Origin of the sequence: Spinactinospora alkalitolerans, assembly GCF_013408795.1 — a bacterium.
GTDB lineage: Bacteria > Actinomycetota > Actinomycetes > Streptosporangiales > Streptosporangiaceae > Spinactinospora > Spinactinospora alkalitolerans.
Genome location: NZ_JACCCC010000001.1, coordinates 1,107,045 through 1,127,614, shown reverse-complemented (window position 1 = coordinate 1,127,614; position 20,570 = coordinate 1,107,045). Strand labels below are relative to the sequence as shown.

Sequence of the window (20,570 nt, the reverse complement as noted above, 5' to 3'; positions counted from 1 at the left end):
ATTTCCGCCCTGACCAGATTCAGCGGAGGTGCCGGGGGAACGCTCCCCGGCACCTCCATCATGTCAAAGCCCTAGGCCTGGCCGACCTTGAACCGGACGAAGCCGCGCACGGTGACGCCGGCTTCCTCGACCACCTTCTGGACGGTCTTCTTGTTCTCCTTGACGAACGGCTGGCCGAGCAGCGTCGCGTCCTTGTAGAAGCCGTTGACCCGGCCCTCGACGATCTTGGGCAGCGCCTGCTCCGGCTTGCCCTCCTCGCGGGCGGTGGCCTCGGCGATGCGGCGCTCCTTCTCCACCACGTCGGCGGGGACGTCGTCCTTGCTCACGTACTTCGGCGCGAGCGCGGCGATCTGCTGGGCGAGGTCCTTGGCCACCTCGGCGTCGGGCTTGTCCAGCTCGACCAGCACGCCCAGGGTCGGGGGCAGGTCCGGGTCGGACTTGTGCATGTAGCTGGCCACGTAGGCGCCCTCGACCTTGGCGAAGCGGCGGATCTCCAGCTTCTCGCCGATGACGGCGCTGTTCTCCTCGACGACCTTGGCGACGGTCTTGCCGTCGGCGTACTCGGAGGCGAGGAGGGCCTCGACGTCGGCCGGGGACGTGCGCGCGACGAAGGCGGCGATGTCGGCGGCGAGCTGCTGAAACTTGTCGTTCTTGGCGACGAAGTCGGTCTCGCAGTTGATCTCGACCAGGACGGCCGAGGTCTCGCCGTCGGCCCGCAGGGCGACCAGGCCGTTGGCTGCGGTGCGCTCGGCGCGCTTGCCGACGTCCTTGGCGCCCTTGACGCGCAGGATCTCGACGGCCTTCTCGAAGTCGCCCGCGGACTCCTCAAGGGCCTTCTTGCAGGCCATCATGCCGGCGCCGGTGAGCTCGCGCAGCTTTTTGACGTCGGCGGCGGTGTAGTTCGCCATAGCTTTCTCTATCCGTGGAAAGTGGGTGAACGGGACGGTGAAGAAGCGGCTCAGGCTTCCTTCTGCTGGGCCTCGGCCGCGGCGGCCGCGGGCTCCTCGACCTCAGGGGCCTCGGCGACCGGCTCCTGGGCCGCGGGGGCCTCGGCGGCCGGCTCCTGGGCCGCGGGGGCCTCATCCTTGGCCTCGGCCGGAGCAGCCTCGGTCTCGTTCTTGCCTTCCTTGCCCTCGAGGAGCTCCCGCTCCCACTCGGCCAGCGGCTCCTCGGCGCTCTTCTCCTCGCCGGCGGAGGCGCCGGAGCGGGCGAGCAGGCCGTCGGCCACGGCGTCGGCGACCACGCGGGTCAGCAGGCTGACGCTGCGGATCGCGTCGTCGTTGCCCGGGATCGGGTAGTCGACCTCGTCGGGGTCGCAGTTGGTGTCGAGGATCGCGACGACCGGGATGTTGAGCTTGCGGGCCTCGCTGATCGCGATGTGCTCCTTCTTGGTGTCCACGATCCACACCGCGCTGGGGACGCGGGCCATGTCGCGGATACCGCCGAGGGTGCGCTCCAGCTTGTCCTTCTCGCGGCGCAGGCCCAGCAGCTCCTTCTTGGTCAGCCCGGAGGCGGCCACGTCGTCGAAGTCGATCTCCTCGAGCTCCTTGAGCCGCTGGAGCCGCTTGTGGACGGTGGAGAAGTTGGTGAGCATGCCGCCCAACCAGCGCTGGTTGACGAAGGGCATGCCGACGCGGCGGGCCTGCTCGTCGATGGCCTCCTGCGCCTGCTTCTTGGTCCCGACGAAGAGAATGGTGCCGCCGTGGGCGACCGTCTCCTTGACGAACTCGTAGGCGCGGTCGATGTAGGCCAGCGACTTCTGCAGGTCGATGATGTAGATGCCGTTGCGCTCGGTGAAGATGAAGCGCTTCATCTTCGGGTTCCAGCGACGGGTCTGGTGCCCGAAGTGGACGCCGCTCTCGAGTAGCTGACGGATCGTCACGACTGCGGCCATGACTGGGTCCTCCTTGTTCGGCGGATATCTCATCCGCCCCGGTTGTTCCTGACGTCCCGGCCGGCCCGCCGCGCCGTCCGGTGACGGCGCGGACCGTGAGAACGGCCCTCCCCGCGGGAAGCACGGGGACGTGCGAGATGAGTGACCCATGGTGGGTCACCAGAAGATTCTAACCGCCGATCCGCCCCATCGGGGCCTTTAGACCCGGCTGCGCCGAGGTGTCAAGCACCGCGCCCGCCGCGTCCGGCGGGAATCGGCGGGACGGGCGGCCGTTCGTGCGGCGCGCGGTCCGTCCACAGGCCGCGAATCCGACTGGCGCCGGGCGGGCCGGGCGGCGCACGCTCGAAACCATGAAATCCCTCCGCCGCACGGCCGGCCCCCTTCTCCTGCCGCCCCTCCTGCTCGCCGCCCTCCTCTGGTGCGCCCTCACGCCGCCCCCGGCCCGGGCCGACACCGGCCCGTGGACGTGGCCGCTGGCCGGTGCGCCCGAGGTCCTGCGCGGCTTCGCCCCTCCGGCCCAGCGCTGGCTCCCCGGCCACCGCGGGGCCGATCTGGCCGCCGACCCCGGGGCCGAGGTCCTGGCCGCCGGCGCCGGGCGGATCGGCTTCGCCGGATCGGTGGCCGGAGTCGGGGTGGTCAGCGTCGTCCACGGCGAGCTGCGCACGACCTACCTGCCGGTGGAGGCGGGGCCGGACCGCGGGACCGAGGTCGCCGCCGGTGAGGTGATCGGGACCCTCGCGAGCGGCCCCCGGCACTGCGGGCGGCGCTCCTGCCTGCATTGGGGGCTGCTGCGCGGGCGCGACTACCTCGATCCGCTGTCCCTGCTCGGCCGGGGCCGGGTGCGGCTGCTGCCCGTCCAGGGGACCGGCGCCGGCGTCAGCGCGCCGGGACGGCACCACCTCCGTGTCGGCACCGTCACCGACCTTCCAAGAACAGCCAATTCACCCCCAAAAGGGACATATAGCCGATAGATCGCTTCTTCGGAACTACCATTCCATCTCGGCTCGCACCGCTTTGCCGACACCCATTCATGTGCCAATCTGATCACCGGCCGTTTCCGGGGCGATACGCCCATTCGGGCCCGGCTCGTCATTCCTCGCATGGATGTCGACGTTTTTCTTCGTCCGTCGGCGACGAGTGCGCCGCCGGACGGACCGAGCCGGTCGCGCCTGGCGTTCAGGCGCCCAGAGAACCACAGAGGGGATTTCCGACACTGATGCGCCTCTGCGGAAACCGGTACCGGGACACGGCGCCCGGTACCTCGGGTCGTCCCTGCGGATCGGCATCGCGGCATCGCGGGTGCCCGTCATGAAACGGGGACGACTGCGTCTGAGACTGGCGCGCTGGCTGGAGTCCACCGTGCACGGGCCGGCGAGCGCGGCCGCCGGACCGGTGGCTCCGGCCCGGTCCCACGCGCCCGAGCCCGCGGACGCGGCGGACACGGATGCGGCGTGGCCGAGGATCTGCGAGCGGTTCGCCCTGCAGACGCTCGTCCTCGCCGAGCAGTTGCGCCCGGCGCTGGACCGCCTGGAGGACGACGAGGAGGACCCGGACCGGCTGCAGCGGCTCTACCACGTCGACCACGCCGTCACCAGGATGCGCCGCATAGCGCGCGACCTGCGGATCCTCTCCGGTCTCGACGACGAGGAGATGGCGGGCCACGTCTCGTCCCTCGTGGACGTGATCCGGATGGCCGAATCATCGATCGAGCGCTACACCCAGGTCCAGGTCGGCACGGTGGCGGAGCTGGCCGTGGTGGCCTACGCCGCCGATGACATCGCCTCGCTGCTGGCTGCGCTGCTGGACAACGCCACCAGGTACTCGCCGTCGGCGACGACGGTCAGCGCGCACCTGCTCGACGACGGCGGCGTGCTGATGCGCATCGAGGACAACGGCATCGGTATCGGCCCCGAGCAGCTCGCGGCCGTGAACACGATGCTGGCCGATCCGGACCCCCGGGTGGACGGACGGACCGGCAGGCACACCGGGTTCCCGGTGGTGCACCGCATGGCCCGCAAACACGGCGTCCGGGTCGGGCTCGTGCGCCGCTCCTCCTCCGGCTCCGACGCCTCCAGCGGCACGACCGCGACGGTGACCCTCCCGCCGCGACTGCTGTGCGAGATCCCCGCCCCGGCTCCCGCCGGGGGCCGGCGGCCCGACCCCGCGGTGCGGCGGCCGGCGGGCGGAGCGGCCGCCGACGGCGGCTCCGGCGGGCACGTCCCGCCGGCGCACCTGACGGTGGCCCACCGCTCGGAGCCGGCCGGCACCGACCGGGCGGCCGGGCGCTCCGGAGCCCCGCAGCGGCCGCTGACGACCGTCAACGACCTGCCCCGCCGGGAACGCAAGAGCATCCGCGGCGGCGACGACGGCGCTCCACCGGCGTCGACTCCCCCTTCCCCTTCTCCCGCGCGCGATCCCGCAGTGGTCCGCCGGTCCTTCGCCGAGGACGTGAGCGCGTTCACCGCGGGCGATCATAAGGCCAGGTGGAGCAGCGCGCCCGGCTCAGGTGACGACGACCCGGAAGAGCAGGTGCCGTGATGGCCGGTGCGCCCACCCAGCCGCGAACCCCCCAGGAGTTCGACTGGCTGGTCAACGACTTCGCCACGTCGACCCCCGGAGTGGCGCACGCGCTGATCGTGTCCTCCGACGGGCTGCCGCTCATCGCCTCCGGCGAGATGGCGGCCGATCTCGCCGACCCGCTCTCGGCCCTGACCAGCGGCATGATCAGCCTCGGCCACAACATCGCGAACCAGGTCGGCGAGGACGGCTGCGACCAGATCATGCTGAAGTTCCCGGCCGGGCACTTCCTGTTCATGGGGATCGGCAGCCTCGCCGGTCTGGCCGTGCTGGTCCGGGACGGCGCCAACCTGGGCCTGGTCGCCCACCAGATGGCCCAGCTCGTCGACAGCGTCGGCCACGTGCTGACCCCGGAGATCCGCGACGACCTGCGCGGCACGCCGACCGACAGGGGCGTGTCATGACCCACGGGCGAATCGAGGCGAGAGAGCGATCATGAAGGCCAACCCCTGGGTACGGCCCTACGTCCTGACCGGTGGGCGGACGCGTACGCGGCAGCACCTCTTCGTCCACACGCTGGTGTCGGCACCGGACTACGACGTGTCCTTCGCCGCACGGCTCCTCCCGGAGGCGCGATCGCTGTACGAGCGGGCCTCCGGCGCCGTCGAGTCGGTCGCGGAGCTGTCCGCGCACTGCGGCGTGTCGCTCGGGGTCACCCGCGTCCTGCTGGGCGACCTGGCCTCGGACGACCGGGTGCTGATCAATCCGGAGACCTATGCCTCTCCGTACGACCCCCGACTTCTGAAGAGAGTCATCCATGGCCTTCGAGATCTCGCCTGACAACCTGCCCGCGCGGCTCACCTCGGTCAAGATCGTCGTCGCAGGGGGATTCGGTGTCGGAAAGACCACCCTGGTCGGCGCGGTCTCGGAGATCCCTCCGGTGAACACTGAGGCGTGGATGACCCAGGCCAGCAGGACGATCGACCCGCTCAGCTCCGGCGACGGCAAGGAGACCACGACGGTCGCGATGGACTTCGGCCGGATCACCCTGGCCGAGGACCTCGTGCTGTACCTGTTCGGCACCCCGGGACAGGACCGGTTCTGGCCGATGTGGGACGACCTGTGCCGCGGGGCGAGCGGCGGGCTCGTCCTGGTCGACACCCGCAGGCTGGACGTGTCGTTCGCCGCGGTCAACTACTTCGAGAACGACTCCGACGTGCCGTTCGTCGTCGCCGTCAACCTGTTCGACGGCAGGCAGACCCACGACCTGGACGCGGTGCGCGACGCACTGCGGCTCTCGGCGGACGTCCCGCTGATCACCTGCGACGCCCGCGACCGGGGCTCCGTGGTGGACGCCCTCACAGCGGCCCTGACCCACACGATGGCGCACACCGCCCCCGGTGGCCCCGGCGCACTGGCCACCCGATAGCCGTCAGAGGAGACAGCGATGCGAAGGATCCTGATCGTCGGCGCCGGCCAGGGCGGACTCCAGCTCGGGCTGAGCCTGCTCGACGAGGGCTACGACGTCACCATGATGTCGGCGCGCACCCCCGAGGAGATCCGTGCCGGCCGGGTCATGTCCACGCAGTGCATGTTCGCGCCGGCTCTGCACCTGGAGCGCGACCGCGGGCTGAACCTGTGGGAGGAGGTGGCGCCGCAGATCGTGGCCCAGCGCCTCACCGTGTCCGACCCTCCGGGGACGGCGGCGTTCGGCTTCGTGGGCCGCTGGGACGAGTACGGGCAGTCGGTCGACCAGCGGGTCAAGATGGCGGGCTGGCTGGAGCTGTTCGAGTCCAAGGGCGGGAACGCCGTCTACCACAGCGTGATGACCTCGGACCTTGAAGGGTTGTCCGCCCTGTACGACCTGACGATCATCGCCGCGGGGAAGGGCGAGCTGGTCGACCTGTTCGACCGCGATCCGAGCCGCTCCCCCTACGACCGCCCGCAGCGCATGCTGTCCTGCATCTACCTGCACGGCATGACACCGATGCCCGAGTACCCCGAGCCGCACGTGCGGATCAGCGCCTTCCCCGGCATCGGGGAGCTCCTCTACATGCCCGGCTACACCAACAGCGGGCCGTGCGACATCGTGCTGTGGGAGGCGATTCCCGACGGCCCGCTGGACTGCTGGCAGGACCGGCCGAACCCTCAGGCCCACCTGGAGCGCATGCTCGACCTGATGCGCCGGTACGCGCCGTGGGAGCACGAGCGCTTCGTCGACGCGGAGCCCACCGACGCGCGCTGCGTCCTCTACGGCGGGTACGCCCCGGTGGTGCGGCGACCGGTCGGCCGGCTCTCCGAAACGGCGTCCGTGCTCGGCATGGCCGACGTGGTCGTCGCCAACGATCCGGTCACCGGGCAGGGATCGAACAACGCCGCCCGATGCGCCGACGTCTACCTCCGTTCGATCCTGGACCGCGGCGACCGGCCCTTCGACCGGGACTGGATGCAGCAGACGTTCGACGCCTACTGGGCGCACGCGCAGTACGGCACCGCCTACACCAACATGATGCTGGGGCCGCTGCCCGAGCACGTGCAGCGCGTTCTGGCCACCGCGGCCCAGAACCCGACCGTCGCGCGCCGGTTCGCCATGGGCTACACCGATCCGGCCGACTTCCGGCATTGGATCATGGACGCCGACAAGGCCGACGCCTACCTGGCCTCGGTGGCCGCCGACACGTCCGCGCCGTGACGGTGCGCCGGGCGCACCGGGGCGGTCACGCCCTGGGGTGCGCCCGGTTGTAGGTGCGGGTCAGTCTCTCGATGGAGACGTGGGTGTAGATCTGGGTGCTGGACAGCGAGGAGTGGCCCAGGATCTCCTGGACGCTCCTGAGATCGGCTCCCCCGTTGAGCAGGTGGGTGGCCGCGCTGTGCCGCAGGCCGTGCGGGGCGGTGTCGTCGCCGGACGAGGCCGCGGCCATCCTCTCGTGCACGTCGCGCCGGGCCGTTCGGGTGCCGAGCCTGCCGCCGCGCGCCCCCAGGAGCAGCGCGGGGCCGCTCGTGGGGACCAGCCACCGCGGCCGTCCGTCGCGCAGCCAGCGCTCCAGCGCGGCCATCGCCGGCTGCCCGAGGGGCACGGTCCGCTCCTTGCCGCCTTTTCCCCGCACCCGCAGCGTGCGGCGTTCGCGGTCGACGTCGTCGACGTCCAGGCCGCACAGCTCCGCCACCCGGATGCCGGTGGCGTAGAGCACCTCCAGCACGGCCCGCTGCCGCAGCGCCAGGGGGGAACCGTCGTCGTCGGCCGCGGCGGTGTCCATCGCCGCGGCGGCCTGCTCCTCATCGAGCACCGCCGGCAGCGTGCGCTGCTGCTTGGGAGCGGCGAGCAGCGGCCCGGGGTCCCGGTCCAGGTGCCCGGTGCGGTGCAGGAACGCGGTGAAGACCCGGACCGCGGCGACGCGCCGCGCCAGCGTGGCCCGGCTCACCCCACGGTCGTGCAGCCGCGCCAGCCAACTCCGCAGCAGGGTGACGTCGAGGTCGGCGACGCCGCCGCCGGTCTCGGCGAGATGGTCGAGCAGACCGCGCAGATCACCGAGGTAGGCCCGCACCGTGTGCGGGGAGCGGCCGAGCTCCGCGCTCAGATGCCGCTCGAAATCGGCGAGGAGGGCGCTCCACCGATCGGCTCGGTCGTCTCCGGGTTCGGTCATGGGAGATCTCGTGGCACTTCGCCGCCTCGCATCCTTGGTCGGTCCTGTCTGATTGTGCGCCGACAGAGCGACAGGCGGCAACGGCCCACTGTGCGGCCTTGTCCGCTGCCGAGTGACGGGTGGGCCGCACGGGAAAAGCGGCGACGAGGGCGGGGGCAGATGGACGCGCAAGTGTCCGTTTTGCGGTGGTCCTCTCGGCGATCTTGACGTTGTTGGGGTTATCTGAACGTTTTAGGGCCCACAAGGCCAGGAAGCCTCGGTTTGCGCGCACTGCGACAGCCGCCCCCCGTGCGGACCCGATCGCCAGACACCGGCCATGCCGTCAGGACCACAGCGGCGAATCCCCCCGGCCCCGCCCGATGACCTGAGCGCTCTCCCCCGGCACGGCAGCATTCACCGAAACAACGACTCAGAACACTAGCCCTCGGTGCGTTCGGGAATGGTGGCCACCGCGTCGATCTCCAGCAGGTAGCGGGAGTCGAGGAGTCCGCTCACCTCGACCAGCGTGCTGGCCGGCCGCGGCCGGTGGACGAGGAACTCGGCCAGAACGGCCCGCACGGCCGCGAGGTCGGCGATGTGGCGCAGGTAGTAGGTGAGCTTGACGGTGTGCCGGAAACCGGTTCCGTGCTCGGCGAGGGCGGCCTCGATGTTGCGGAAGACCTGGCGCGCCTGCTCGGTCGCGTCGCCCTCGGCCACGCTGCCGTCGGCAGCCTCGGGCACCTGACCGGAGACGAAGACCAGCGGCCCCTTCGCGACGACCGCCGTGCTGTAGCCCTTGCTCATGGCGCAACCCTATCCCCGTGGGGTTTCCGGGCGCCGGATTCGGCGCGCCAGCCTCCCGGCCCGCGCTCGACGAACCCGCCGGCGGCCAGCAGCCCGAGGTGGCGCAGCGCGGTGTCGAGGCCGACTCCGGCCGCCGCGGCGACCGTGGCGGTACCGGTCCAGCGGCGCCCCCGGAGGGAGTCCAGGATCCGCCGGGCCGTCGCGTCGAGCCGGTCCTCGGCCAGTACCGGGCCGTCGACGGGGCGCAGGTCCTCGCCGATGCGGCCGACCTGCTCGATGATGTCGGCGGCGTCGGTGACGCACACGGCCTGCCAGTCGCGCAGCAGGCGATGGCATCCGGCCGACAGTGCGGAGGTGACCGGACCGGGCACCGCCATGAGTACGCGGCACAGCTCCCGCGCGTGCGTGGCGGTGTTCATCGCGCCGCTGCGCAGTCCGGCCTCGACGACCACGGTGCCGGGGGTGAGTGCGGCGATGAGGCGGTTGCGGACCAGGAATCCCCGCCGGGTCGGGGAGGTTCCCGGCGGGTGCTCGCTGATCAGGACGCCGCGTGCGGCGACGTCGGCGAACAGGTTCTCGTGGCCGCGCGGGTAGCTGATGTCGAGGCCGCAGGCGAGCACGACCACGGTGGTGGCGCCGCCGGCCAGGGTGCCCCGGTGCGCGGCGCCGTCGATCCCGTAGGCGCCGCCGGAGACGACCGCCCAGGAGCGTTCGGCGAGCGCGTGGCCGAACTCCCCCGCGACGTGCAGGCCGTAGGCGGAGGCGGCCCTGGAGCCGACCACCGCCACCGAGCGCAGGCAGGCGTGGCGGAGGTCGCGCGCACCCCGGACCCACAGCGCATAGGGCCGGCGCTCGGCCAGGGGATCCAGCTGACCCGGCCACTCCGGGTCGCCGGGCAGCACGAGCCGCGCCCCCAGTTCGGCCGCCTGCGCCGACAGCGCGTCGACGTCGACCGCCGCGGCCCTGGTCCGCCAGCGCTCCAGCCGCGCGGAGTGGGCCCCCTGGTCGGTCCCTGCCGGTGGCGGGATCCGCTCCCGGTGCACCAGCGCCTCCCAGACCCGGGCCGCGCCGTGCTCGGCGAGCAGCAGGCCCATCGCCGGATCGCCCGGCTCGGCCGTCGCGGTGATGCCGGCGCGCGCCGACGCGTCGGCGTCGAGCCCGGACGGATCGAACTCCTCCCGGGGCGGCGCCTCGCCCTCAGGCCCGTTCACTGCGCCGTCCCCGACCACAGCGCGAACGCGTATCCGGTGTCGTCGACGGTGGGTTCGCCGCGCTCCGCGAGATCGGCGAGCGTCCAGGACACCCGCAGCACCCGGTCGACGCCCCTGGCGCTGATCTCCCCCCGGTCCAGGGCCCGGCCGAGGATGTGCAGCGCCGCGGGCGGCGGCGGAAAACGCCGGCGCAGTTCCGCGCCGGGCACTTCGGCGTTGGTGCTCCACGGCGTTCCGGCCAGGCGCCGGGCCGCCCGCTCCCGCGCCTGAACCACCCGTTCGCCCACGGTCAGGGAGGATTCGGCGAACGCACGGTCCGCGAGGAGCTCGGCCCGGGCGACCGGTTGCAGCTCGACCTTGAGGTCCACCCGGTCGAGCAGCGGCCCCGACAGCCGTCCGAGGTAGCGGCGGCGCATGAGCGCCGGGCAGGTGCAGGCGCTGCCGGCCTTGCCGCACGGGCAGGGGTTGGCCGCCAGGACGAACAGGAACCGGGCGGGGAAGCGCGCGGTGGCCGCCGCGCGCGCCACCACGACCTCGCCCGTCTCCAGCGGCTGGCGCAGGGAGTCGAGGACGCCCCGGGAGAACTCCGGGGCCTCGTCGATGAACAGGACACCCCGGTGCGCCAGCGAAGCCGAGCCGGGCCGCAGGTGGCTGGTGCCGCCGCCGATGATGGCGGCCCGGGTGGCGGTGTGGTGGGGGTCGCAGAACGGGGGGTCGGTGACGAGCGGCTTGTCCTTGGGCAGGGTGCCCGCGATCGAGTGGATCGCGGTGACCTCGATGGACTCCTCCATCGTCAGCGGGGGCAGGACGGTGGGCAGCCGCTCGGCCAGCAGGCTCTTGCCGGTCCCCGGCGGCCCGAGGAGGAAGAGGTTGTGGCCGCCCGCGGCGGAGATCTCCACGGCGCGGCGCGCGACCGGCTGGCCGAGGACGTCGGCAAGGTCCGGCCTGGGGCGGGGCGCCTCGTCGCCGACCGCCTCGGCCGGCTCGTCATCGGGGTCGGGCTCGGGTTCGACGTCGGGTCCGCCGCGCAGCCGGGCCAGCAGCTCGGCGAGGGAGCCCACCGCGACCACCTCGGTGTCGGGGACGAGCCGGGCCTCCTCGGCGTTGCCCCGGGCGACGACGACCGTGCCGTGCCCCTTGCGCACGGCGGCCAGGACCGCGGGCAGGACGCCGCGGACGGCGCGGGTGCGGCCGTCGAGGCCGAGCTCGGCGATGAGCACGGCGTCGTAGACGCCCTCGGTGGGCAGCACCCCGCTCGCGCCGAGGACGGCGGTGGCGATGCTGAGGTCGAATCCGCTGCCGCGCTTGGGCAGGCTGGCCGGGGAGAGGCTGACCGTGATGTGCGCCTCGGGCCAGTGCTCGCCGCTGTTGATGACGGCCGCCCTGATGCGGTCGCGGGCCTCGCGCAGGGCCGTGTCGGGCAGTCCGACGAGGGTCAGCCCCGCTGGTCCGTCGCCGAGATGCGCCTCCACCTCGACGTTGTGCCCCTCCACCCCGAGCAGGGCGACGGCCCTGGTGCGCGCGAGCCCCATCTAGGCCACCCCTCGGTGGTGCTTGACGTACCACCGGCCGCCCGGCCGCGCCAGGACCGAGAGCACGTCGATCCGGACGCGGGGGAAGGGGGCGCCCTGTTCGGCCGCCCAGAGCCGCGCCAGCCGGCGCAGCCGGGCCCGTTTCCGCGCGTCCACCGCCTCCAGCGGCGTGCCGAAGCGCGTACAGGCCCGCGTCTTGACCTCGGCGACGACCAGCGTGGCGCCCCAGCGGGCCACGATGTCGATCTCGCCCTCGCGGCACCGCCAGTTGCGGGCGAGGACCCGCATTCCCGCGCGTTCGAGATAGGCCGCCGCGAGCTCCTCGCCTCGCCGCCCCAGCGCATCCGTGCGCCGCTGTGCCGTCCGTGGGTGCACGACCATGCAGACCACCTCCACACCCCACGGTGCGGCCGGGCGACCGCGGCGCGCCACCCGGATCTCCCGGCTGTGGAAAAGCGGACACCCTACGCGCCTGCTCGGATCGCGGGCGGACGGCGAAGCCCGGCTAAGGCGTGTCCGAGCCGGTCGAGGGCTGGTCGGGGCGGGGGTCGACCTCGCCGTCGGGCCGGCCGTGGACGGCGTTGGCGACGTCGCGGACGTGCCAGTCGGCGTCCTCGTGGTGGGGGTCGGAGCCGGTCGCCTGCACGCCCGGGGCATTCTGCGGAGCGTCGGCGGCGGGGACGCCGCCGGTCACGCGTTCGGGCGGGTGCGGAGCGCGGTCGTCGGCGGGGGCCTGCGCCTGCGGCGGAAGGTCCGAGGTGGTGCCGAGGCTTCCCAACTCCTCGTTGCGCCGGACGGCGGCCTGCCCCGGGGCGCTCTCGGGGGTGGCCGGCATCGGCTCCTCGCGGGCCTGGTTGGTGCGCGCGGCGTCGTCGCCGCTCTGTTCCTCGCGCATGGATCCTCCCCGGTCGGCTGATGTCCTACGGGGACGGCCCTACCCGGAGAGCGGGCGCCGCAACATGCCCGGTGCCGCGCCGTCCGGGCGGCACCGCGGGATCACTCCTCCGGATCCGGCCGACCGGCCGCGGGAACCTCCAGATCCGCCTTTGTGATCTCCTCGACGTTGACGTCCTTGAACGTCACGACGCGGACGTTCTTGACGAATCGGGCCGGACGGTACATGTCCCAGACCCACGCGTCCTGCATCGCCACCTCGAAGTACATCTCGCCGTTCTCGGTCGAACGCGGCTGCAGGTCGACGTGGTTGGTGAGGTAGAACCGCCGTTCGGTCTCCACCACGTAGCTGAACAACCCGACGACGTCACGGTATTCGCGATAGAGCTGGAGCTCCATCTCGGCTTCGTACTTCTCCAGGTCCTCAGAACTCATCCAACGGCTCGCTTTCGTCGTGCGCTCCCGGTCCGGTGGTCCGGCCTCCTTCGTCGGTGCGATGCGTCCAACCAGGTGCGGGCTCAAAGGCGGTGTCGTCCCACAGCACCCATCATGGGGTATCTGTCAACCACCCGGGGTCACCGGCCCCGCCTCCGAACGGGGCGCGCCCCCCGCCGCGCGCGCCGGCCGGCGAGGTGCACCGGGACCGCCGCGGCCGCGCCGAGCGCGAACGGGACGCCGGCCGCCGCCGCTTCGGCGGTCCCCTCGTTGAGCCCGGTGAAGGTGTCGGGGATCGGCAGCGTGTCCATCCTGCCCAGCGGCCACACGATGACGAAGGCCCGGCCCACCACCGACTCCTCGGAGATCGTGCCGCCGCCCGGATCCGACTGGTGCATGCGGGAGTCGTAGGAGACGGCGCGGTGGTCCCCCATGACCCACAGCCGTCCCTCGGGGACCTCCACCGGGCCGAACTCCTGGTGGGTCTCCAGGCTCCCGGGGTAGAGGTAGTCCTCGTTCAGCGGCACGCCGTTGACCAGGACGCGGTTCTGCTCGTCGCAGCACTGGACGGTGTCCCCGGGCAGGCCGATCACGCGCTTGATGTAGTCCTTGCCGGTGGGCGCCATGCCGAACTGCTGGCCCACCCAGGTGAACAGCCGCGAGACGGGGTTGGTCGGCTCCTCGACCGTGACATCGTCCTCCTCGTCCCAGGAGCCGCTGCCGTTGAACACGACGATGTCGCCGCGCTTGATGTCGCGCACCTCATAGACCAGCTTGTTCACGAACACCCGGTCGCCGATGAGGAGGGTGTCCTCCATCGAACTGGACGGGATGTAGAACGGCTGGACCACCCAGGTCCTGATGACGAACGCCAGGACCAAGGCGATCACGATCAGGATGGGGAGCTCCTTCCAGAAGGAGCCCGCTTTTTCCTCGCCCTTGCCCTGCTTCTTCGCGCTCATCGTGGCGTCCGGACCCTCCCCTGTACCGGCCGGTTCGTCCGCGGCCGCGGAGGTCTCCGAACCGCTCTCATCAGGCGGGGAACCGCTCCGGCCGCCGCCCGTGTCGTCGTGCTTCGCAGCGGCCTCCGAGACGGCGCTGGCTCCCCCGCGGGTGGACGCGGGGGAGCCAGAATCCTCCGACGCGCCGTTCGGATCGGGCTGAACGGCGCCGTCGTCGGTGTCGCGGATCTCGGTGTCGCGAGGATCCAGATCGTCATTGTTCATCGGCAATGAAGCCTAGCCGAGGCCGACGGCCCATGCCGGGAAAGACGCTCCCCGCGACCGTGCCGTCTAGCGGGCGACCGGCTCGCGGCGCTCGCGGATACGGGCGGCCTTGCCGCGCAGGCTGCGCAGGTAGTACAGCTTGGCGCGACGGACCCGGCCGCGGGCGGCGACCTCGAGCTTCTCGATCACCGGGGTGTGCACCGGGAAGGTGCGCTCCACGCCCACGCCGTAGCTGACCTTGCGAACGGTGAAGGTCTCACGGTTGCCGGCGCCCTGCCGCCGAATCACGACACCCTTGAAGACCTGGATCCGGGACCGGTTGCCCTCCGTGACCCGAACGTGGACGTTGAGCGTGTCGCCCGGGCGGAAGTCGGGTACGTCGGAGCGCAGCTGGGCCTTCTCAAGCTCCTGAATAGCGGTGTGCATCTCAGCGGTTCCTCATCGATTGCGCGCCGCGGCGACGGACATTGCGGTTCGCGCGGGCGGATCTGCTGGGGTCGAAATCGGATCGCCCCCGAAGACCACCGGCACCTGTTCACAGCATGCGGGCAGAGGTCAATGGCAGGGGCAACTCGTCTAGTCTGCCACAGATTCCGGGCCGACCTGTAACCGGGCTTCCGCCAGCACTTGCCGATCATGCTGGTCAAGATCCTCGGAGGTCAGCCTCCGCAGCAGGTCGGGGCGGTTGCGGGCGGTCTTGCGCAGCGCCTCGTCGCGCCGCCAGCGGTCGACCGCGCCGTGGTCGCCGGACAGCAGCACCGGCGGGACCTCGCGGTCGCGCCAGACCGCCGGCTTGGTGTAGACCGGCCCCTCGACGAGGTTGTCCATCGCGCCGGGCGCGAAGGAGTCCTGCGCGACGGATTCGGCGTTGCCGAGCACGCCGGGCAGCAGCCGGGAGACGGCCTCCACCATGACGAGGGTCGCCGACTCGCCCCCGTTGAGCACGTAGTCGCCGATGCTGACCTCCTCGACGGGCATCCGCTCAGCGGCGTCGGCCGCGACGCGGGAGTCGATGCCCTCGTAGCGCCCGCAGGCGAAGACCAGCCACGGCTCCCGGGCCAGCCGGGAGGCGTCGGCCTGGGTGAACGGCGCGCCGCTGGGGGTGGGCAGGATCAGCCGGGGAACAGAGGGAGCGTTCCCGGTGACCGCGTCGAGGGCCTCCCCCCACGGCTCGGGCTTCATGACCATCCCCGGCCCGCCGCCGTAGGGCGTGTCGTCCACGGTGTTGTGCCGGTCGTGGGTCCAGGACCGCAGGTCGTGCAGCCGGACGTCGAGGAGGCCCGACGTGCGCGCCTTGCCGATCAGCGAGAGATCCAGCGGCGCGAAGTAGTCGGGGAAGATCGTGATGATGTCGATGCGCATGGCGGCCTCCTCCCGGGTCACCGGCCGAGCTCGAGCAGGCCCGGCGGCGGGTCGACGACGAGGCGGCCGGCTGCGGCGTCGATCTCGGGCACCAGCGCCCGGACGAAGGGGATCAGCACCTCGGCGCCTTGGGCGTCCTTGATCACCAGGACGTCCTGGGCGCTGTGCAGGACGTCGTCGACCACGCCGACCTCGGCGCCCGCAGCGGTGACGGCGCGCAGGCCGATGAGCTCGTGGTCGTGGAACTCGTCGGGATCGTCCAGCGGCGCGATGTCGGCGGAGTCCACCAGCAGCGTGACGCCGCGCAGCTCCTCGGCCGCCGTGCGGTCGGCCACCGAGGTGAAACGAACCAGCAGCCTGCCGGAATGGGTGCGGACCGATGCGACCGTCAGCGGCCCGGCCCCCGCGGGGTCGGTGAGCAGCTTCGCGCCCACCGCGAACCGCTCCCGGGGCTCATCGGTGCGCACGTCGACGGCGACGTCCCCCCGGATGCCGTGGGCACGGCCGATCCGGCCGACAACGAGGCGCATCGTTCTCCTTGTTGGGCGATAAGAGGTCGCGCGGGTGGGGTGGCGGCCACCTGTGGTGAAGCACTCGGTGAAGGCTGTCGCGGGCCTGTGGACCCGCCTGCGAGCGGCGCATCCGGCATTCCCCGGCAAGGCGGGCTCCGAAGGCTCATACCGGGTTGTATTTGCGAGGAGCCCAACGCGGCCAGAGGCCGCTGGGGCGTCGCGCAGCCCGTCAGCCCGCGCGGGCGGGGCCTCCCCCGCCCGCGCGGTCCGCATGCGTTCGGGGCGCCGGCCCGCGGCCGACGCCCCGGCGCGCGGGACTTCAGCGCACTTCGTGCAGATCCAGAAGGTCAACGCGGACGTACCGGCCACCGGCGAGCGAACCGACGACGGTCCGCAGGGCCTTGGCGGTACGGCCGTTGCGGCCGATCACCTTCCCGAGGTCGTCGGGATGGACCCGGACTTCGAGCACCTTGCCCTTGCGGAGCCTGCGGGCCCGCACGTGGACGTCGTCGGGGTTCTCGACGATCCCCTTGACGAGGTGCTCAAGCGCCTCTTCCAGCACGTCAGGCCTCGCCCTCGGACTTCTCCGCTGCGGCCTCGGCGGGCTTGTCCTCGGCCTTGTCAGCCTTGTCGGCCTTCTCGGCCTTCTCGGCCTTGTCAGCCTTGTCGGCCTTCTTGGAGCGGCCCTTGCCCTCGTTGCCGCCGGGCAGGACGAGCTCCTTCAGGACGGCCTGGAACTCGGCCTCCTTGGCCTCCTTGTCCTTGGGCTCGGCGACCTTCAGCGGAGCCGGAGCCGGCAGGCCCTTGAACTTCTGCCAGTCGCCGGTGAGCTTGAGGATGTGCTGCACCGGACCGGTGGGCTGGGCGCCCACGGACAGCCAGTGCTGCGCCCGCTCGGAGTTCACCTCGATGAAGCTCGGCTCCTCCTTCGGGTGGTACTTGCCGATCTCCTCGATGGCCTTGCCGTCGCGCTTGGTGCGGGAGTCGGCGATGACGATGCGGTACTGCGGCGTACGGATCTTCCCCATACGCTTGAGCTTGATCTTGACAGCCACTGGTGTGGTCTTCTCCCGATAACGGTGGAACTGCCCGGCACTACGGCGCCACGTGGGGTTGCGGCGCCCCGCCGGAGCCTGGACGTGGGCGCGCGAGTAAGTAGAGGGCAGACTCGACACACCGTTAGTCGACACTCAATTGTGCCAGACGATTCGACGAGCGGTGCGAGGACGCGCTACTTCTTCGGCAGCTTGAACCCGGACAGGTCGGGGGCCTTGCCGCCGCCGAAGCCCGGAGGGAGCTGCTGGGAGCCGCCGCCGAAGCCGGGCGGAAGCTGCGGCGCCTGCTGCTCCTCGGGCCCCTCCTCCTGGCGGCGCCGCCGCTCGGCCGCGCGCTCGGCCTCCTGCTGCTTGGCCTTCATCGGATTGCCGCTGCGCTGCTTGCCCTTCTTGTTCTTCTTGGCCGCGGCCTTGGCGGCCTTCTTGCCGCCTCCGCCTCCGCCCATGCCGGGCATCCCCGGCATGCCCGGCATGCCGCCGTTCTTCATCTGGCGCAGCATCTTCTGCGCGTCGAAGAATCGGGTGACCAGGCCGTTGACGTCGCTGACCTGGGTGCCCGAACCGTTGGCGATGCGCAGGCGGCGGGAGCCGTTGATGATCTTGGGGTTGGCCCGCTCGGCCGGCGTCATGGACCGGATGACCGCGGCGATGCGGTCGAGGTCCTTGTCGTCGACGTTGTTGATCTGGTCGCGCATCTGCCCCATGCCGGGCATCATCCCGAGCAGGTTGCCGATCGGCCCGAGCCTGCGGACCATCATCATCTGCTGCAGGAAGTCGTCGAGCGTGAAGTCCTCGTCGGAGGCCAGCGTGCTGGCCATCTTCTCGACCTCGGACTCCTCGAACGTGCGCTGCGCCTGCTCGATCAGGGTGAGCACGTCACCCATGTCGAGGATGCGCGAGGCCATCCGGTCCGGATGGAAGAGGTCGAAGTCCTCCAGCTTCTCGCCGGTGGAGGCGAACATGATGGGCCGGCCGGTGATGTGCCGGATGGACAGCGCGGCGCCACCGCGGGCGTCGCCGTCGAGCTTGGTGAGCGCGACCGCGTCGTAGCCGACCCCGTCGAGGAAGGCCTGCGCGGTGTTGACGGCGTCCTGGCCGATCATCGCGTCGACGACGAAGAGGATCTCGTCGGGCTCGACCGCGTCGCGGATGTCGGCGGCCTGCTGCATCATCTCGGTGTCGACGCCGAGGCGGCCCGCGGTGTCGATGACGACGACGTTGTGGTTGTTGCGCCGGGCGTGCTCGATGGATTCGCGCGCAACCTCGATCGGGTCGCCCACGCCGTTGCCCGGCTGCGGGGCGAAGACCGGGACCTCCGCGCGCTGCCCCACGACCTGGAGCTGGGTGACGGCGTTGGGGCGCTGCAGGTCGGCGGCCACCAGCAGCGGCGTGTTGCGCTGGCCGGCCAGCCAGTTGGCGAGCTTGCCGGCGAGGGTGGTCTTGCCCGCACCCTGCAGACCCGCCAGCATGATGACGGTCGGCGGGTTCTTGGCGAACCGGACCTCGCGGGTCTCGCCGCCGAGGATCTGAACGAGCTCCTCGTTGACGATCTTGATGACCTGCTGGGCCGGGTTCAGCGCTTTGGAGACCTCTTCACCGCGCGCGCGTTCCTTGATCTGCGCGATGAACTCACGGACGACGGGCAGCGCGACATCGGCCTCCAGCAGTGCGAGGCGAATCTCACGCGCGGTCGCGCTGATGTCCTCCTCGGAGAGGCGCCCCTTGCCGCGCAGCGAGGAGAAGACCGATGTGAGCCGGTCGGAAAGCGTCTCGAACACGTGTGTGTCCCGTCCTTCGTCTCGGGATTGGCTTTCCAGGTTACCCGTCGATGCGCCCGGTGCGCGCCCCTTGACGGGCTCTCCTGACACGGTAGGGGCCCGACCGCCTTCGGGGCGGCCGGGCCCGGGGGCGAAAACCGGACGCAGGCCGGTCCTGGAGAGATCTCAGCTCCGGAGCCGTGGGCGGAGGTGCGGCGCCGAAGTCCGGGGGCGGGCGCGCCGCCGGCGCTACGCGCACTGCGACAGCCGGCCCCTCGGTCTCCGCGCGTGAACCTCCCTAGTTGCCCGACGGGCTGGACTCGGCCTCGGGGCTCTGCTCGGCGCCGCCCTCGGCGTTCTGCGTCGTCGTCTCGCGCTGCTCCTCGAGGCTCTTGACGACCTCGTCGACGCCGTCGCCGGTGACCGCCCGGGTCGACAGCACGCCGTTGCCGGAGATCTCGTAGCTCTGCGGGCTGGTGCTGGCCTCAAGGGCGTAGTCGACGCTGCAGGAGAGGTCGGCCGAACCGCCGGCCTCCAGCTTGGCGGAGTCCTCGCACTCCTTGTCGCCCAGCTCCTCGTTGTTCATCGTGGCGTCCATCCGCACCTGGATGGAGCCCGAGGAGGAGCCGTCGGAGACGTCCTTGGCCGTGCCGCTGACGGTGCACGCACCGCCCGTCTGGCAGTCCAGGCTCAGCTCGCCGTCCCACTGGATCTCGATGCGGGAGTCGCGCGCGCTGCTCAGTTCGTCCTCGGCGAACGCGTCCATCTCGTCGTAGAGCGCCGTGATGTCCTCGCCGGCCGGCTCGGTGAAGTTGAGCGCGGTGCGCGTGCTCACGCCCTCGCCGTCGGCGGGGGCGAGCTCCTCGATCTGCATGCGCAGCAGCCGGTGCGGCTCGTCCTTGGAGATCCAGATCTGGCCGCCGGACAGGTCGACCCGGTAGGCCGGGGTTCCGTCGAGGTTCTCCTCCACGGCCTCGCCCTGCTCCGGCGCCTGGGCCCGCAGGATCTCGGCGAGGTCGGCCGGGGTCAGCACCGCCTGGGGGTCGATGCCGAGCAGGTCCGGTGCGACGCGCACCCAGTGATCGGGGTAGCTGTCGGAGTCCGGGTTGAACACCGACTGGGAGAGCCAGTAGGAGTCGTCGGCCGAGACGAACAGCTTGTCGTCGACCTCCATCACCTTGGCCTCGGACTCGTCGACCTGGACGGTTCCGGACGCCGCGCCGGTGTCGGTGACGGTGAACGTCGTGTCGCGGGGCTGGCCCGAGGAGTCGGCGATCTGGCCCTGGACCTGGACGGCCGGGGCCTCGGCGAGCCCGTCGAGCGCCGATTCGACGAGCGGTGCGGCGTCGATCGGCGTGGGCGACGGGGACGCCTCGCCGCCTCCGCCCGGCCGCCAATCGCTGAGATCGATCGCGCACCCGGCGGTGCCGAGTGCGAGCACGGCCGATGCCGCCGCGAGTGTGAGCGGTCCCCTGGATCGCCACGGATTGGAATTTGCCGGCGCCATCTTGCCTCCTGGCCCCTGCCAAGGGGTAAGGGATGTCTGTTGGAACGTGGGCAGTGCCGGGCCGCGCTTGGGCTCCGGTCCACTACGGAGGGGCGGCCATCCCTTTGGGCGACCTGGAGACCGGCGCACCGTGAATGGTGCTGTTCCCCCCGTTGTCGCTCAAGAGTACCGAATGACCACGTAATGCCCGTTGAAGCAGTGACCGCGGAGGCGGCGCGCCCCGTCGCGGACGGGGTCCCGA

General features: G+C 71.7%; 23 protein-coding genes. 6 read left to right on the top strand and 17 right to left on the bottom strand.

Features of this window, described 5'->3' with window-relative positions:
- Positions 1–71 precede the first annotated feature (71 nt).
- Positions 72–908 (bottom strand): translation elongation factor Ts, encoded by an 837-nt coding sequence (gene tsf, locus HDA32_RS05225; RefSeq protein ID WP_179642114.1) that lies wholly within the window; start codon positions 906–908, stop codon positions 72–74.
- 50 nt (positions 909–958) lie between these two features.
- Complete coding sequence (gene rpsB, locus HDA32_RS05220) at positions 959–1,894, bottom strand: 30S ribosomal protein S2 (RefSeq protein WP_179642113.1); 936 nt, start codon at positions 1,892–1,894, stop codon at positions 959–961.
- A 350-nt stretch (positions 1,895–2,244) separates the two neighbouring features.
- Here rpsB and HDA32_RS05215 point away from each other — a divergent pair, with 350 nt between their 5' ends.
- The 6 genes from HDA32_RS05215 to HDA32_RS05190 all read left to right on the top strand — a co-directional run bounded on the left by HDA32_RS05215 (position 2,245) and on the right by HDA32_RS05190 (position 7,103).
- Complete coding sequence (locus tag HDA32_RS05215; RefSeq protein ID WP_179642112.1) at positions 2,245–2,865, top strand: M23 family metallopeptidase; 621 nt, start codon at positions 2,245–2,247, stop codon at positions 2,863–2,865.
- 337 nt (positions 2,866–3,202) lie between these two features.
- Complete coding sequence (locus HDA32_RS05210) at positions 3,203–4,432, top strand: sensor histidine kinase (RefSeq protein WP_179642111.1); 1,230 nt, start codon at positions 3,203–3,205, stop codon at positions 4,430–4,432.
- On the top strand, positions 4,432–4,875 hold the full coding sequence (locus HDA32_RS05205) for a roadblock/LC7 domain-containing protein (RefSeq protein WP_179642110.1): 444 nt from the start codon (positions 4,432–4,434) through the stop codon (positions 4,873–4,875). The genes HDA32_RS05210 and HDA32_RS05205 overlap by 1 nt, the downstream gene beginning before the upstream one ends.
- A gap of 31 nt (positions 4,876–4,906) precedes the next feature.
- Complete coding sequence (locus tag HDA32_RS05200) at positions 4,907–5,251, top strand: DUF742 domain-containing protein (RefSeq protein WP_179642109.1); 345 nt, start codon at positions 4,907–4,909, stop codon at positions 5,249–5,251.
- A complete protein-coding gene (locus HDA32_RS05195; RefSeq protein WP_179642108.1) occupies positions 5,229–5,840 on the top strand; it encodes a GTP-binding protein in 612 nt (203 codons plus the stop codon). The genes HDA32_RS05200 and HDA32_RS05195 overlap by 23 nt, the downstream gene beginning before the upstream one ends.
- Positions 5,841–5,858: 18 nt before the next feature.
- Positions 5,859–7,103 (top strand): styrene monooxygenase/indole monooxygenase family protein, encoded by a 1,245-nt coding sequence (locus tag HDA32_RS05190; RefSeq protein ID WP_179642107.1) that lies wholly within the window; start codon positions 5,859–5,861, stop codon positions 7,101–7,103.
- A 25-nt stretch (positions 7,104–7,128) separates the two neighbouring features.
- On the opposite strand, the gene HDA32_RS05185 is transcribed toward HDA32_RS05190, so the two are convergent.
- The 15 genes from HDA32_RS05185 to HDA32_RS05115 all read right to left on the bottom strand — a co-directional run bounded on the left by HDA32_RS05185 (position 7,129) and on the right by HDA32_RS05115 (position 20,329).
- Positions 7,129–8,055 carry a tyrosine recombinase XerC gene (locus HDA32_RS05185; protein ID WP_179642106.1) on the bottom strand — a complete coding sequence of 309 codons (927 nt, stop codon included), beginning with the start codon at positions 8,053–8,055 and terminating at the stop codon, positions 7,129–7,131.
- 417 nt (positions 8,056–8,472) lie between these two features.
- Positions 8,473–8,838 carry a RidA family protein gene (locus tag HDA32_RS05180; RefSeq protein WP_179642105.1) on the bottom strand — a complete coding sequence of 122 codons (366 nt, stop codon included), beginning with the start codon at positions 8,836–8,838 and terminating at the stop codon, positions 8,473–8,475.
- Positions 8,835–10,049, bottom strand: coding sequence for a DNA-processing protein DprA (gene dprA, locus HDA32_RS05175; RefSeq protein WP_312863046.1), 1,215 nt, complete (start codon positions 10,047–10,049; stop codon positions 8,835–8,837). The genes HDA32_RS05180 and dprA overlap by 4 nt, the downstream gene beginning before the upstream one ends.
- Positions 10,046–11,581: a YifB family Mg chelatase-like AAA ATPase gene (locus HDA32_RS05170; RefSeq protein WP_179642104.1), complete on the bottom strand. Its 1,536-nt coding sequence runs from the start codon at positions 11,579–11,581 to the stop codon at positions 10,046–10,048. The genes dprA and HDA32_RS05170 overlap by 4 nt, the downstream gene beginning before the upstream one ends.
- Positions 11,582–11,962: a YraN family protein gene (locus tag HDA32_RS05165; protein WP_179642103.1), complete on the bottom strand. Its 381-nt coding sequence runs from the start codon at positions 11,960–11,962 to the stop codon at positions 11,582–11,584.
- A 124-nt stretch (positions 11,963–12,086) separates the two neighbouring features.
- Positions 12,087–12,476, bottom strand: a complete 390-nt coding sequence (locus HDA32_RS05160; RefSeq protein ID WP_179642102.1) for a hypothetical protein — start codon at positions 12,474–12,476, stop codon at positions 12,087–12,089.
- A 101-nt stretch (positions 12,477–12,577) separates the two neighbouring features.
- Positions 12,578–12,910: a DUF2469 domain-containing protein gene (locus tag HDA32_RS05155; RefSeq protein WP_179642101.1), complete on the bottom strand. Its 333-nt coding sequence runs from the start codon at positions 12,908–12,910 to the stop codon at positions 12,578–12,580.
- A gap of 140 nt (positions 12,911–13,050) precedes the next feature.
- Entirely contained in the window at positions 13,051–14,136 is a 1,086-nt protein-coding gene (gene lepB / locus HDA32_RS05150) for a signal peptidase I (RefSeq protein WP_179642100.1), read from the bottom strand.
- A gap of 66 nt (positions 14,137–14,202) precedes the next feature.
- Positions 14,203–14,562, bottom strand: a complete 360-nt coding sequence (rplS, locus tag HDA32_RS05145; protein WP_179642099.1) for a 50S ribosomal protein L19 — start codon at positions 14,560–14,562, stop codon at positions 14,203–14,205.
- Between the two features lie 150 nt (positions 14,563–14,712).
- Positions 14,713–15,498, bottom strand: a complete 786-nt coding sequence (gene trmD, locus HDA32_RS05140; RefSeq protein ID WP_179642098.1) for a tRNA (guanosine(37)-N1)-methyltransferase TrmD — start codon at positions 15,496–15,498, stop codon at positions 14,713–14,715.
- 17 nt (positions 15,499–15,515) lie between these two features.
- Positions 15,516–16,028 carry a ribosome maturation factor RimM gene (gene rimM / locus HDA32_RS05135; protein WP_179642097.1) on the bottom strand — a complete coding sequence of 171 codons (513 nt, stop codon included), beginning with the start codon at positions 16,026–16,028 and terminating at the stop codon, positions 15,516–15,518.
- Between the two features lie 301 nt (positions 16,029–16,329).
- Positions 16,330–16,572: an RNA-binding protein gene (locus tag HDA32_RS05130; protein ID WP_179642096.1), complete on the bottom strand. Its 243-nt coding sequence runs from the start codon at positions 16,570–16,572 to the stop codon at positions 16,330–16,332.
- Position 16,573: 1 nt separating this feature from the next.
- Positions 16,574–17,065, bottom strand: coding sequence for a 30S ribosomal protein S16 (gene rpsP / locus HDA32_RS05125; protein ID WP_179642095.1), 492 nt, complete (start codon positions 17,063–17,065; stop codon positions 16,574–16,576).
- A 176-nt stretch (positions 17,066–17,241) separates the two neighbouring features.
- Positions 17,242–18,843, bottom strand: coding sequence for a signal recognition particle protein (gene ffh / locus HDA32_RS05120; protein ID WP_179642094.1), 1,602 nt, complete (start codon positions 18,841–18,843; stop codon positions 17,242–17,244).
- A gap of 277 nt (positions 18,844–19,120) precedes the next feature.
- A complete protein-coding gene (locus tag HDA32_RS05115) occupies positions 19,121–20,329 on the bottom strand; it encodes a LolA-like protein (RefSeq protein WP_179642093.1) in 1,209 nt (402 codons plus the stop codon).
- Between the last annotated feature and the right edge of the window lie 241 nt (positions 20,330–20,570).

Bases quoted from the DNA above. Each gene is read 5' to 3' on its own strand.
- rpsB (WP_179642113.1), bottom strand. From the start codon at position 1,894: ATGGCCGCAGTCGTGACGATCCGTCAGCTACTCGAGAGCGGCGTCCAC.
- HDA32_RS05170 (WP_179642104.1), bottom strand. From the start codon at position 11,581: ATGGGGCTCGCGCGCACCAGGGCCGTCGCCCTGCTCGGGGTGGAGGGG.
- rplS (WP_179642099.1), bottom strand. From the start codon at position 14,562: ATGCACACCGCTATTCAGGAGCTTGAGAAGGCCCAGCTGCGCTCCGAC.
- HDA32_RS05155 (WP_179642101.1), bottom strand. From the start codon at position 12,910: ATGAGTTCTGAGGACCTGGAGAAGTACGAAGCCGAGATGGAGCTCCAG.
- HDA32_RS05210 (WP_179642111.1), top strand. From the start codon at position 3,203: ATGAAACGGGGACGACTGCGTCTGAGACTGGCGCGCTGGCTGGAGTCC.
- HDA32_RS05185 (WP_179642106.1), bottom strand. From the start codon at position 8,055: ATGACCGAACCCGGAGACGACCGAGCCGATCGGTGGAGCGCCCTCCTC.
- HDA32_RS05195 (WP_179642108.1), top strand. From the start codon at position 5,229: ATGGCCTTCGAGATCTCGCCTGACAACCTGCCCGCGCGGCTCACCTCG.
- tsf (WP_179642114.1), bottom strand. From the start codon at position 908: ATGGCGAACTACACCGCCGCCGACGTCAAAAAGCTGCGCGAGCTCACC.
- HDA32_RS05205 (WP_179642110.1), top strand. From the start codon at position 4,432: ATGGCCGGTGCGCCCACCCAGCCGCGAACCCCCCAGGAGTTCGACTGG.
- HDA32_RS05200 (WP_179642109.1), top strand. From the start codon at position 4,907: ATGAAGGCCAACCCCTGGGTACGGCCCTACGTCCTGACCGGTGGGCGG.
- trmD (WP_179642098.1), bottom strand. From the start codon at position 15,498: ATGCGCATCGACATCATCACGATCTTCCCCGACTACTTCGCGCCGCTG.
- rimM (WP_179642097.1), bottom strand. From the start codon at position 16,028: ATGCGCCTCGTTGTCGGCCGGATCGGCCGTGCCCACGGCATCCGGGGG.
- HDA32_RS05180 (WP_179642105.1), bottom strand. From the start codon at position 8,838: ATGAGCAAGGGCTACAGCACGGCGGTCGTCGCGAAGGGGCCGCTGGTC.
- HDA32_RS05160 (WP_179642102.1), bottom strand. From the start codon at position 12,476: ATGCGCGAGGAACAGAGCGGCGACGACGCCGCGCGCACCAACCAGGCC.
- HDA32_RS05165 (WP_179642103.1), bottom strand. From the start codon at position 11,962: ATGGTCGTGCACCCACGGACGGCACAGCGGCGCACGGATGCGCTGGGG.
- lepB (WP_179642100.1), bottom strand. From the start codon at position 14,136: ATGAACAATGACGATCTGGATCCTCGCGACACCGAGATCCGCGACACC.
- HDA32_RS05215 (WP_179642112.1), top strand. From the start codon at position 2,245: ATGAAATCCCTCCGCCGCACGGCCGGCCCCCTTCTCCTGCCGCCCCTC.
- HDA32_RS05115 (WP_179642093.1), bottom strand. From the start codon at position 20,329: ATGGCGCCGGCAAATTCCAATCCGTGGCGATCCAGGGGACCGCTCACA.
- HDA32_RS05190 (WP_179642107.1), top strand. From the start codon at position 5,859: ATGCGAAGGATCCTGATCGTCGGCGCCGGCCAGGGCGGACTCCAGCTC.